This is a genomic window from Aliiglaciecola sp. NS0011-25 (assembly GCF_040370605.1).
Classification (GTDB): domain Bacteria; phylum Pseudomonadota; class Gammaproteobacteria; order Enterobacterales; family Alteromonadaceae; genus Aliiglaciecola; species Aliiglaciecola lipolytica_A.
The window spans coordinates 310,315-323,212 of sequence record NZ_BAABWR010000001.1; the positions used below are offsets into that span (position 1 = coordinate 310,315).

The following is a 12,898-nucleotide window of genomic DNA, read 5'->3' on the forward strand; positions in this document are numbered from 1 at the left end:
TCTCGATATAATTTATTCGGTCATTAGTGCAATTATTTCGGCGCATACTATAATATGAACTTATCTAACGACGTCACCTGAGGGATTTATGTCACAATTCTGGATTGAATCTATGGGAGAGCTGGAAATCAAACAATTAGTCGATGTGTTTGAACTTACTCCAGATATTCTGTTTTGGATTAAAGATCGGGAAAGTCGTGTTGTTTATGCCAACAATGCTTATCTTGAACACTCTGGATTTCAGCATAGAAGCCAAGTTTACGGAAAAAGCGATACCGAGCTTTTCGATCCCCATCTGGCACTGCAATACATAACGGACGATCGAAAACTACTAGAAGGAGAATTAATTACGTCTCGCTTGGAAATGAATATATCTAAAGATGGAGAATTAGGTTGGTTTTCAACATCAAAGCGGCCACTGCGCGATAAAAATGACAATATCATCGGTTCTTACGGCATCACTCGGCACTTTCATAAATCCTCTCAAGCACTAGCAAATTTTGAAAGCATTCGTATCCCCTTAGATTTCATTCGCAAGAATTATCACCGGGCCATTTCATTAAAGGAGTTAGCGGAGTTATCCCATTTGTCTGTCAGCGCCCTTGAAAGACGTTTCAAAAAGCAATTATCCAAGACACCCACTCGAATTATTAGCGAAGTACGTCTGGAAAATGCGAGATTAATGTTGGTGGAAACAGATACTCCGATTTCTGAAATCGCGTTCAAATGTGGCTTTAGTGATCACAGCTATTTCACGAAGCAATTTAAACAATTTTTTGGATTTCATCCCTCCCAAATGCGCGAACAAATGCAGGCAGAGAAAATACAAAACGCGGCGATTAAAGCGACCATGTTAGACGATGCTGATTCGCTGGAGTAGATACAACTAACGAGTTTTGAGACGCTCAAAACTCGCCTTTGAGTTTACTGACGAGTTACTAATACTTTTCTAAAGACTGCAAATAAGACAAACTCGCTGGTATTTGTTGAACCACCCGAGACGACTCATCTTCTAAAAAGAAGTATCGGATACCTTGCTTTTTAGCTTCCGCCACAACTGCAGCTATGCCCACGTCTCCCTGCCCTAACACGACATTAGTATCACCGTCAGCAGATCCTTTAGATGAATTTTCAGTACCTTTTTTACGATCTTTTAAATGCAATGAAGTGAATTTTCCAGGGTATTTTTTAAGTAACGCGGTAGGATCCATGCCACCGTGTTTCGTCCAGAATACATCCATTTGAAATTTAGCTTGGTCGACATTTTGGATAATGTAATCGAACAGGGTTTCATTTTTATAAGGTAAATATTCGTATCCATGCGCATGATATTGCAAGGTCACACCATGCTTCTTGAGCAACGCACCGGCTTGGTTCATTACATCTACGGTTTTTTGCGCATCTTCAAATAGGAAATTTTCACCATGAGGAACCCAATAGAAAGTGGTATAGCTTGCACCATAGAATTTGGCTCGATATACCGCCGCCATAGGATTATCTCGAAGTTCCTCAAAACTGGTATCTGAGCTCACCACATCAATACCGCGTTTATCCAATTCTGCTCGAAACTCTTCAACGGTGTAACCATATAGATCACGGCTACCTTCCACTGCATGTAAACCCCACTGCTGGATTTGGTCAAGGGTTTTGGCTGGGTCTTCAGCAAACTGATGACGTAAACTAAATAATTGCAGTCCCAATTCATGGGCAGCCAATTGGGCACTAGTAAGCAAACAAATACTCATTGCTGCGCCACTTACAAGTCGTTTCATCGTTTTCATGAGTTACTTCCGTTGTCGATTGGTTAATTTTAGAATAGCCGAAATCATATAAGCATGTGTGCTATTAGCCGTATAAGAAAATCGGTTGAAGCTATAACAATTTCAGCGAATAACAATTTATTAACGTCTTCTATCCACTTTGTCTCAGCAAACCCCCTAGTTCGTCGCAAACTGAAAAATTCATAGTTTTTACAGACCCGTTAAGCAAGCAAAGATTTTTTGAATAGGCATACTCGCGCCCATCATGTGCTTGCACAGATAACTCAAATACTGGGAATTTGTTTTGTTTCCCCTTATTAACTAAATCCTGGATAACATCAAGATTATGCGCTCCAAATTTAGTAGACTCATGAATTACAGATTGGACTTAGAGGATCAACAAGGGTGAAACTTTCAACATATTTAATAACTTTATTATTAAGTTTAGTGATTTCTAGCAAGGCTTTCAGCGCTGATTTAGAAACTCTGATTGCCCAAAAAAGTGACGAGATTGAGGCTGAAGTGATTAAGTTAAGACGTCATTTCCATGAAAATCCGGAGCTGTCTAATCGCGAATTTGAAACCGCAAAAACAGTTGCTGCCTATTTACAAGCTCTTGGTATGGAAGTAGAAACTGGGGTTGCCTTTACCGGCGTTGTAGGTGTTCTCAAAGGTGGCAAGCCGGGTAAAGTACTAGCTCTAAGAGCGGATATGGATGCGTTACCTGTTACTGAACAAACTGGTTTACCATTCGCTTCAAAACAACGAACTCAATACAATGGTAAAGAGGTTGGCGTGATGCACGCTTGTGGACACGACGCTCATATGGCGATTATGTTGGGTACTGCCAAAGTACTGGCGAGCATAAAAGAACAGATTCCAGGCACTGTTAAATTTATATTCCAGCCCGCTGAAGAGGGAGCGCCACTAGATGAAGACGGTGGTGCAGCAATGATGATTAAAGAAGGTGTGTTAGAGGGTAAATATGCACCCGAAGCAATATTTGGTTTGCATGTATGGCCATATAAATCCGGTGATATTCTATATCGTCCTAAAGGAGCCATGGCAGCAGTGGACACCTTTTTCATCGAAGTAACCGGCAAGCAAACCCATGGTTCATCGCCTTGGTTAGGTGTAGATCCCATTTTAGCTGCCAGCCAAATTGTGACCGCAATACAAACTATTCCAAGCAGACAACTTGACATCACTGCGGCACCTTCGGTGATCACAGTGGGCACTATTGAAGGTGGTTTGAGACATAATATAATCTCTGAAAAAGTTTCCATGAGCGGTACTATTCGTACCTTTGATAAAGGTGTTCGTGAAGAGTTACTAAAACGCTTAAAATCTACGGTTGAAACCGCAGCTTCTTTGACTGGTGCTAAAGCCGATTTTAAAGTCATTTCAGCAACGTTAGTCACCTACAACGACGAAGCATTGACCGCACAAATGCTACCTACAATTAAAAAAGTGGTTGGTGAGGAACATGTGCGCCAAAATGCTGTGATTATGGCTGGGGAAGACTTTTCATATTTCCAAGACAAAATACCAGGCTTATATTTTATGTTGGGTATTGGGGCTGATGGTGTGCCAGAAGAAGACATGAAGACCAATCACAGCCCTGATTTTTACGTCAATGAAAAGGCCTTAAAGACCGGTGTAAAAGTGATGTCATCCTTGGCTGTAGACTATTTAAATAGTGCATCCGAATAATATTCACCAAACCACAGACAATTAAGCACCGTTATTCAAATAGCGGTGCTAATACATTTTTCAAAGTACATGCAACATGCGAAATGTTTAACACATAACCTAATAAGACAACTACTGTGCCCCAATTAACTCTTAGTCAAATCAATATTTATCCTATTAAATCCTGTGCAGGTATTTCCTTATCCAGTAGCAAAGTAGAGCAAATGGGTTTGGAATTTGATCGCAGATTTGTATTAACCCAAACCAATGGCACCTTTATCACGGCGAGAACCGACAGCACCTTGTGCCTTGTTCAAACGGAGGTCACGGCAACAGGTTTGCGATTAAATGCGCCAGGAATGCCAGAATTAATTATCAAATATGCAGAGTTTTCTGAAAAATATCAGACGGTGAAAGTTTGGGAAGATGACATAAATGGACAATATTGCGATCCTATTTATGATCACTGGTTTAGTCAGTTTCTTGGCAAACCATGTAAATTGGTGTTCTTTGGCGAACAATCAAAGCGTCGGGTTAAAAACAGTGACAGTGAGGTATCTTTTGCTGATGGCTATCCATTTTTAGTAATTTCACAGCAAAGTTTAAATGATCTAAATTCACGTTTAGCTACACCAGTGACAATGAGTCAATTTCGGCCTAATTTAGTCATCGATAATTGTGCGCCATTTGAGGAAGATAATTGGAAAAAAATTCGCATAGGTGAAGTTGAATTTGAGATCATGAAGTCATGTTCGCGATGTATTTTCACAACAGTTGATCCAATTACTGGCGAAAAAAACCCTCAATTAGAACCCCTTTCAACGCTACAAAAGTACCGCAAAGATAAAAAAGGGGATGTTCTTTTTGGGCAAAACCTAATCGCGCTTAATGCAGGTCACATCAAACTAGAGGATGACGTTAGCGTGATTGAACAACAAGCTCGAAGCATTTATTTTGACCAAGCGCCCATTGCAGCAAACGCTAACGAGATACCTAAGACTAAGAATATAAAGCAGCAAAATAAAACATTGACTAGTCAAGCACAAGTAATTGAACAGGCCACAGAAAAACCATTAAAGATTGATTTTTCCAGTTGGAATCTCAATTACCAAGGTAACAATCAAGAATCAATTTTAATACAAGGCGAAACGGCTGGCTTGAACTTACCATTCGCTTGCAGAGCAGGAATTTGCGGCAGATGCAAAGTCAAACTCAATAGCGGCGAGGTAACATATATTAATGAACCTAATGGCATCACGGCAGAAGAGCAAAAACAGGGCTACATACTGGCTTGCAGTTGTGTTCCCCGAACCGACATTGAAATAACCAAGGGTTAAGAGCTTTCAATCACCTTGAATGCAGCTCGAAAGTAAACGAAGTCGGTATAAAATTGGCTAATAAAAATATGTAATCAAGATAGTGACAGCTATCATAATTACAAAATAGTTAAACAATTTAGATAACCGCGATTTTGTGTTTTTAAGTAGACGGGTATCTGTATTTGATAGGCTTGATGAGACTGTTTCGGCGCCACTTTGAGCATGCTTTAGTTGTGCTAAACGGTGTAAAACTTCACGCAAAAAATCCCGCAATTTTTGTTCGTTTGGATAAACAAAATCATGAATATCACAGAGTTTTTGTTTTGGAGCGTCAAGCTCGTCTTCGATATGTTTAGCAAGCGCGTTGATAAATTCAGGTTTTTTAGTCTGCAACTGATCCATGGTAACGTCAATTTTAGCCAAAGGATCTTGAGCATAAATCACATTGTACAAAACAATTGTTAACGGCATTAACCATCGGTCGTGTAATTCGCCACCAGTTTTAAGCGTATATTCACAACCACAAGACAAACAGCAGAAAAATTGTATATCGGTTACATTTGCTGGCGTAATTTCCTGCAAGCCACCTTCACACCGAAAACATAATCGTTGGCATTGCATAACGTTTATACTTTTGCAGGTAATGCTGCGACCTGAACCCCTGCTATCCAGCACCCTAAAGATTGCAGTTGATCATCTAGCAGCACAAAATCCGCTTGCATCCCCACACTTATTTTACCTCTATCTGAGCAATATAAAAAACGAGCGGGAGTTAAACTTGCCATATTTAGCGCTGACTCTAAGGCTATTCCCATATTTTGATGAATATTACTCACTGCTGATGCCATATCCAGAGCGGAACCAGCTAAGGTGCCATCGGGTAAGGTGAGTTTGTTACCGGTACGTATAATATGCGTATCCAGCCAAGGTAAGGATTCAACATCAGCCCCAACATGTGCCATGGCATCCGTCACCAACATTAAATTCTGCCAGCCTTTGCACTGGAACGCTAAACGGCAATTGTAAGGGTGGACATGTAATTCATCGGCTATCAGTCCACAAGTAACTCGGGGATCGTGCAATGCTGCAGCCACCATTCCTGGATTTCGCGCCGCCAAGCCTGACATGGCATTGAATAAATGCGTAAACCCACTAGCGCCAGCATCGATGGCTTGCAGAACAGTATCAATGTCAGCATTTGAGTGACCCAAAGAAACAATCACACCGCAGCTTACCAATTCCGATATCTGTGCAGCTGAGACATTTTCGGGGGCCACAGTGACCACAACTTTACCCAAATCTTGACGACAAAAAATCGCCATTTCCTCTTCGCTTAGCGGTCTTATTTCATGACTTGAGTGAATTCCGCGCTTAGGAATACTCAGATGAGGCCCTTCAAAGTGTATGCCCAAAATTCCCGGTTCTTTTAACACAATCGCTTCTGCAATAGCGTCTGCCGCTTGCTGCATAATGGCCAAATTGTCGGTAATCAGTGTTGGTAACATTGCTGTTGTGCCAAACAAACTGTGTGCTTGTCTGATTTTTCTGATCGTAGTCAGGCTCGGTTGTTGATTAAACATGAGCCCGCCACCACCATTCACTTGAGTATCAATAAAACCAGCTGTCACCAACCCCTTTAAAGGTAAATCTGTGGATTGGGGATTCGTATCTAATCCGCGTATAACCCCGTTTTCAACACTCAACCTGACATTATCTCGAATACATTGCCCATCGAACAATCGACTGGCGTGGTAAAAAGTCATATTTGATTCCTGTGTGATTAGCCTAATTATCTCAATTGGAGTTAACTTGGATTAAAAGGGTCGTTACATTCTCGCTAAAACACAACAGCGAGCACTACTTGCTGTTATGTAATAGGTCAAATTCTCTTTTCGCCAACATAATTGCGCCATACTCTGGTGCGGCAATTGGTGGCTGAATAGAGCCTTGAATATCTTCATCCAACCAAGGTTGGATGCGTGAGGCTAACCCACCTATAAAGGCGGTACGTTGAGGCCCATGAGTCTGTAATTTTCTCGCCAAAGAGCTCAAATAAGTTGCTCCTTGTTTGACAATTCCTGTTGCAACAAAATCGTTTTGATCTGCATATTCGAAAACTAATGGCGCTAATTTAGCAAAATCTGCGGAACTGGAGGTTAAATATTTTTCGACTATTTGGGCGGGATCTGAACAATTAAAAAACTGAAAAACCGCCTCAACAAATGGACTTGATGGTGCAATGCCATCGAAACTTTCTAATGCCCAACGCACAGTTTGCAGTCCCATCCAAGCACCGCTGCCTTTATCGCCTAACAAAAATCCATGGCCTCCGTACTCAAACTGCAGCCCCTGATTACAGGCAAGCGCAGAACTACCGGTTCCAACTATAACAATTGCGCCTGAATCACTATTATGAGCACCTAAGCACGCAATGTATAAATCAGTACTCAGGGTCAACTGAGCGTATGGATGTTGCCACGCTTGCATTTGCGCTTTATAAAAAGGTAAATTCAAGCCAGCAAGCCCCATAGCTGTGTAGGTTTTTGCCAAGGCGGAATTAGGTAAACCCGCAAGCTTTACAACCTGTTCACTGACCTGTTGGATGGATGCCATTGCCAATTGCTGATCCCGTGCAGGATTCGCAGGGCCGGCGACACTTTCAGCTAAAAGATTTCCTTGTGCATCTTCTAAGCGCGCTTTGCACTTACTACCACCACCATCAATACCCAAAAAATAGGAAGGATTAAGCAATTTTATGTCCTCATAGCAATCAAATTGCATTCTAACATGATATTTTTGCAGCTTGATTAAATCACCTCTGCAGTAAATATAATTTTGTCTATTTTAGCGCTGAACAGTTAATCATATTTGCGGGTTTAGGTACGCTTAAAATGAGGTAAGCCAAATGAGATAGAGCAGCACTAGTTTTTACTTAATCGCTTCTCGGTTTTTTGATTAATTTACGTTGTAAGGTTCTGCGATGCATTCCCAGTTGCCGAGCAGTTGCTGAAATATTTCCCTGATTAGCTTTCAGAACTTGCTGAATGTGTTCCCATTCCAACCTTGCAGGCGACATGATATTAGTATTCTGTGTGACCTCTTTTGGGGTGTCACCGGCTAACATTGCTAACAAGGTTTTACTGTCTACAGGCTTCGACAAATAATCATCTGCACCAGCTTTAATAGCTTCAACTGCGGTCGCAATACTGGCATATCCAGTTAACAGAATGATTCGAGAAGTGGGTAATAACTGCCTTAATTGCGGCAAGATGGACAAACTATTTTGGCTGCCCACTTTTAAATCTAAAATTAGGTGTGTTGGTAATGATTGCTGTGCCAATTCTAGGCCTTTTTCCACAGTATCTGCGTGCAAACATTGATATCCTTGGTGTGTCAGACGTCGCAATAAAATATCGGCAAAGCTCTGCTCATCTTCCACTAACAAAAGTTTCATTGTAGGGTTACCAATTCTAATAAAACTTCGGCCACCGCCCCTGACTCTGAATGGTTGTACAAGCGCAGTTGCGCTCCCAAACGCTCTAATGTAGCGTGACTAAGTAATACTCCCATACCAAATCCTTGTTGACTTTCTACTAAGGTCGACCCCAACTCGAGCAAGCTCTGTTCGGGTAGTCCGGTACCAAAATCACGGATACTGAGCACCAGTTGACTTGTTTTAGCATGATTATTGACTTGACACTGAATTTGAATCTGTTGGCAGTTATTACGTTTACTAGATTGCACAGCATTTTGAATTAAATTTAATAACGCGGGTAACAAAGTGGTATCTGCACGAACAGCAAATTTCTCTAAGCTCGCTATTTTGTATTGGACTTCTATATCAGCAAAATTTAGCTGTACCTCTTGTTGCAATTTGACAAACAATTGAGGTATTGGAATCAGTCTTTTGGTGTTTAACTTTACCTCTTCCGACATCTCGCGAAAATCTTCCAAACGACGGCTACATAAACTTAATTGTTCGCTCAATTGTTTGAGCAGAGGATTGTCATCATTTAATTCAAACTCAAGCTCTTCGGTTAGCAAATTTGCCGTCGCCAAGGGGGTGGCCAGTTGATGAGCAAATTGAGCTGCAGTAGTGCCTAATGCTACCAATTGTTCTTGCCGTAATTGTTCTTCCCGCAACTTGCTTACAAAACGCTCTTGGTTTCGCATAGCTTGGGCTAAAGATGCCACCACCAGCACCACCACCAATGCAGATACAACAAAATTCACCCACATTCCTAAGAAGTGTTGCTGCATATCGACCATATGCATCTGATGAGGGTCAATGCTAAAGAATAATACAGAATAAGCCACTAAAGCGGCAAAGCTGACCAACAGCAACAAGCGACGAGAAAGAGTAACTGCGGCAATCGCGACGGGTATCAACAATAACGAAACAAAGGGGTTGGTTGCACCTTTGGCAAAGAATAACAATACTGTCAAAAGTACAATATCGAGCAAAACTTGGAACAGATATTCACCTGAGTGGGCGTTTCGATTGCCTCGATAACAATAGAATAGCAACATATTAATCGCCAACTCTAGTGCAATAATTAACTTTAAAGTTAAATAAGGAAGTGTGTATTCAAACCAATATTCGGCAAGTAAAACGACCAACAACTGCGCAAATATGAATCCATATCGCAGTTTGATGAGTTTTAATAGTTGTCGGTTAGTTTGTAGGTGTGGCATCGAGATTAAATCACTTTAGTCTATTTTTCATTATTTATAGCAGCTTATAGTGCCAAACTAAACCCACAGACCATCTACTAACCCCTTCTTCTTGGGTATCATCTTGATACCATTCAGTACGAAACCTGAAGTCTTGGTGAAACTGCCAAATCCAAGCCACAGCAGCTTTTGCCGGTTCATGGTCATTATTAAATAAGCCTGACTGTTGGATAAAGGTTTGTGATGTCTCAGTAAATCGATTGTCTACCACTAAACGCTCATACTTAGCTTGTAAGGTATGATTATCAAGTGACACGCCAACTTGAAACTTGTAACCATCTTGAGTGGCGTCTAAAACCGCTGTCTGCGTTGTGTCAGCTAGGTCAGCATCGAAGTCAGCTCGAATCCATTCAACGTCAGCATGTAAAGTGATAGGGTTAAGTTGCCATTCAAGATTAGCAAATGCCCCGACCATAGTGGTATCACCAGAGAATGAGAGATCTGATGCGGTAAGATCTTGGTCGCCATGGCTGTGACCATCGCTATAACGTTCATCAACTCGATTCTCCGCTCGGCTATGCATTAGCCAACTACCTAAAGTGGCATTTATCCCGTCGTGTTCATATTGATAATGGGCGAACAATGCTGCGGCACCTTCTCCGGAGGTCGCTGGCCAATTGTCGCCATTCCAAAGCTCAGCACCAAAATCAATTCCCATCAAACGGATTCTAGCGCGCGCTCCTAAGTCTCTGGAATGCCGTCCAAAAAAGACATCAGCGAGCAAAGGAGCTTCACTAAATACATCGTCAGATGCGTGAAAATTAGCCGTCAGTGTCACTTCAGTTGCCATTTTACCTACTTCAAATAACAATGGCTGTTCTGCGATAGAAGAGCGCGTCCCAAACCAAAGGTTTTCTAATTCTAACTCGCTTTCACCACTGTGACTGTGAGCCCCTACTTTGGTGCTAATGAAGTAATCATCTTTAATGTTTAAGTGCCCCAACAATTGCACATCATCCAAAGTTATACCTTTTTCTACAGGAAGCGCTTCGCCGCCAAGTAGTACACCAGGGAACTGCCAAATTTCAGTATCCGAGAACGCATCTTCGCTTCGATAAGTGATTGCGGTTCGCACTTCAACTGAGTCTGGACGCGCGGCTATGCCCTCAACTTCGTGAGCTTGCGATGTAAAAGGGACAAAAAATCCAAAAATTAAGCATGCTTTGAGTTTCATTATTGCTCTTCAAAAGGGTTTGAAAATTTAGGGTTATTAATAAATTCGTAATCGGTAAGTGACTCTAAAAAAGCGATCACAGCATCTATCTCTTCATCACTTGCGACAAATCCCAAGATGAGTCCAGACTTCAACGGACTTAAATTACCGTCACCGGCGTTTTCACCATATTCGATTAAACGCCCACCACGGGCATAGTGCTCGATGACTTCCCGCAATGTGGCAATACTGCCATCGTGCATGTAAGGCGCAGTTAATTCGATATTGCGAAGACTTTGTGGCCTGAACAACCCTTTATCAGCTTCATTTAAGGTTAAATCGTATAAACCTTGATCGCTTGCGGGGTAACTGCCCTCACCATCAACGTTGTACAAACCGTTATTGAAAAATGGGAATTGGATGTTGCCTGAATTTGTATTCGAGTCTCGATAGGAAACAGAAAAGTTTGCACCAGTATGGCAATGGAAACACTCGAACCTTTCACCATTAAATAATTGAAATCCCAATTTTTGCTGTTCTGTCAGTGCGGTTTTATCGCCCAGTAAGTACTGATCATAAGCGCTACCGGCACTTATCATGGTGCGCACAAAGCTGGCTAAAGAAAAAATGATTTTATTGATTGTGGCGCCTGTATCACTCTGAGGAAAAGCATTTGCAAACATTTCAACATAAGCGGGATCAGCATCAAAGCGTGCTAACACTTCTTCAAGTTCCGAGTCAGTAACGCCTAATTCAATAGGATTATCGGCACGAATGGGCACATTTAGCTGATCTTCAAGTTCCAGAAACGTATCGTTGCTCCAAGTGAATGTCGAATGATAAACCACATTTGCCAAACCTTGACTGTTGCGGGTTAATTGATGGCCGGTGGAGCCTGTTGGCACTTCTAAGCCATCAGAAAAAGCCAATTGTTGGTCGTGACATGATTCACAAGATTGAGTTTGATTAGCAGACAAGCGTTTGTCGTAAAACAAAAAACGACCCAGTTCAATTTTTTCCCGAGTGAGCGGGTTAAAATCAGGAATTGCTGGCACCGCCATATGCTCAGGTAGATCCAACAATTCCCTTAGGGTTTCTTGTTGCACACTTTCTTCCACCGTCGTAGTGGACGATTGATTACAGGCACTTAACATTGCCACTATCACGACTGCAAAAATGTACTTCATATCATCACTTTAATTGCACTAAAATAAATATCTAATAAGGCAAAACGAAGATTCAACAACAACCTTGAAAATCATTCCATACTCACGGTTAGATTGCTGCTGGCAGTCGCTTCTCCAGTGTCCCCGTCAATCCCAAAGTTAACGAATATAGGGCCGCAGTCCACTTGTGCAGAACTAGGCGCGGAGTGACAACTTACAGCAGGTGCATCGGTTCCATTTGTTGATGCAAACGCCACATCGTTCAACACCTTTTGCACATCAATCACCACAGTATTTACCGCCGGATCAAAATCAATGAGCTCGACTTTGGGGGTATTTACAAAGTCACACTCATCTTTACCTTCAAGTGCAAGCAATCCATCTCCACCACATCCGCGACTACCTATGTGTAAGTAACCTTCACCAGCAATCCCATTGGTATCTTCAATGGCAAAGTTCATCACGAAATGGCGATAACCACCTGCCCAAGACCAATACATTTCATTTAATGGAGAAGGAGCGTCTTCAGCTGAGTTGGTCGCAATTACATCTTTCATTACGCCTTGGGGAACACCAACATCAAAGGTCACTTTAGTGACGCCAGTATCAAACAACGTCCCAGTTATTGAGGTATTTGTCCGAGCGGTACCTTCACTAAACGCGATTGCATCAGATTGGCAAGAACCACTTGAATTGCTGGTCATATCTACGAGTCCAACAAAACCTTCTGCGTTTTGATACTGGAATTCGTTTTCATCTAATGTGATCTCAATCTCAACATCATACTGGTCATAAAATTTAATATTGCTCACATAAAAACGCAGATCGCTCAAACCAACACTGTAACTCTGATCACTGCCGTATCCTGTTAGCATGGTGTCACAATTGATTTCTTCAGAACCGCTCATAGCTTTAAAGTTAAGATTAAAAGCTGTGGCTACAGGAGCCACTAAAGTATCGTCGCTGGAACTGCTTCCACCGCACCCCGTTAAAACACTAAGACCAAATAATCCGGCGATACTGGTAGATATAAAACGTGCATTCATTTGCATAATAGTTCTCTAATAATGAGTG

The 12,898-nt window shown here is 41.7% G+C and carries 12 protein-coding genes; 3 read left to right on the top strand and 9 right to left on the bottom strand.

Annotated features, from left to right (window positions below; genetic code table 11):
• Window positions 1-88 precede the first annotated feature (88 nt).
• On the top strand, window positions 89-880 hold the full coding sequence (locus ABWV72_RS01410) for an AraC family transcriptional regulator (protein ID WP_342805500.1): 792 nt from the start codon (window positions 89-91) through the stop codon (window positions 878-880).
• Between the two features lie 58 nt (window positions 881-938).
• Here the strand turns inward: ABWV72_RS01410 and ABWV72_RS01415 are convergent, their stop codons facing one another.
• Entirely contained in the window at window positions 939-1,781 is an 843-nt protein-coding gene (locus ABWV72_RS01415; RefSeq protein WP_216048719.1) for a sugar phosphate isomerase/epimerase family protein, read from the bottom strand.
• Window positions 1,782-2,165: 384 nt separating this feature from the next.
• Between ABWV72_RS01415 and ABWV72_RS01420 the strand changes: the two genes are divergently transcribed.
• Window positions 2,166-3,473, top strand: a complete 1,308-nt coding sequence (locus tag ABWV72_RS01420; protein ID WP_342805502.1) for an amidohydrolase — start codon at window positions 2,166-2,168, stop codon at window positions 3,471-3,473.
• A 116-nt stretch (window positions 3,474-3,589) separates the two neighbouring features.
• Window positions 3,590-4,789 (top strand): YcbX family protein, encoded by a 1,200-nt coding sequence (locus ABWV72_RS01425; protein ID WP_353368391.1) that lies wholly within the window; start codon window positions 3,590-3,592, stop codon window positions 4,787-4,789.
• A 57-nt stretch (window positions 4,790-4,846) separates the two neighbouring features.
• Here ABWV72_RS01425 and ABWV72_RS01430 read toward each other — a convergent pair whose 3' ends face one another.
• The 8 genes from ABWV72_RS01430 to ABWV72_RS01465 all read right to left on the bottom strand — a co-directional run bounded on the left by ABWV72_RS01430 (window position 4,847) and on the right by ABWV72_RS01465 (window position 12,876).
• Window positions 4,847-5,392 (bottom strand): hypothetical protein, encoded by a 546-nt coding sequence (locus ABWV72_RS01430; protein WP_353368392.1) that lies wholly within the window; start codon window positions 5,390-5,392, stop codon window positions 4,847-4,849.
• A gap of 5 nt (window positions 5,393-5,397) precedes the next feature.
• Window positions 5,398-6,534 (bottom strand): N-acetylglucosamine-6-phosphate deacetylase, encoded by a 1,137-nt coding sequence (gene nagA, locus ABWV72_RS01435; protein ID WP_353368393.1) that lies wholly within the window; start codon window positions 6,532-6,534, stop codon window positions 5,398-5,400.
• A 94-nt stretch (window positions 6,535-6,628) separates the two neighbouring features.
• Entirely contained in the window at window positions 6,629-7,522 is an 894-nt protein-coding gene (locus ABWV72_RS01440) for a glucosamine kinase nucleotide-binding domain-containing protein (RefSeq protein WP_353368394.1), read from the bottom strand.
• Window positions 7,523-7,703: 181 nt separating this feature from the next.
• Window positions 7,704-8,225: a response regulator transcription factor gene (locus ABWV72_RS01445; RefSeq protein ID WP_353368395.1), complete on the bottom strand. Its 522-nt coding sequence runs from the start codon at window positions 8,223-8,225 to the stop codon at window positions 7,704-7,706.
• The gene (locus tag ABWV72_RS01450) at window positions 8,222-9,466 is read right to left on the bottom strand and encodes an ATP-binding protein (protein WP_216048713.1); all 1,245 of its coding nucleotides are present in this window, start codon (window positions 9,464-9,466) and stop codon (window positions 8,222-8,224) included. The genes ABWV72_RS01445 and ABWV72_RS01450 overlap by 4 nt, the downstream gene beginning before the upstream one ends.
• Window positions 9,467-9,500: 34 nt before the next feature.
• Window positions 9,501-10,679 carry a hypothetical protein gene (locus ABWV72_RS01455; RefSeq protein WP_353368396.1) on the bottom strand — a complete coding sequence of 393 codons (1,179 nt, stop codon included), beginning with the start codon at window positions 10,677-10,679 and terminating at the stop codon, window positions 9,501-9,503.
• Window positions 10,679-11,845 (bottom strand): MbnH family di-heme enzyme, encoded by a 1,167-nt coding sequence (locus ABWV72_RS01460; protein WP_342805512.1) that lies wholly within the window; start codon window positions 11,843-11,845, stop codon window positions 10,679-10,681. The genes ABWV72_RS01455 and ABWV72_RS01460 overlap by 1 nt, the downstream gene beginning before the upstream one ends.
• Window positions 11,846-11,916: 71 nt before the next feature.
• Window positions 11,917-12,876, bottom strand: coding sequence for an MbnP family copper-binding protein (locus ABWV72_RS01465; protein WP_353368397.1), 960 nt, complete (start codon window positions 12,874-12,876; stop codon window positions 11,917-11,919).
• Window positions 12,877-12,898 lie beyond the last annotated feature (22 nt).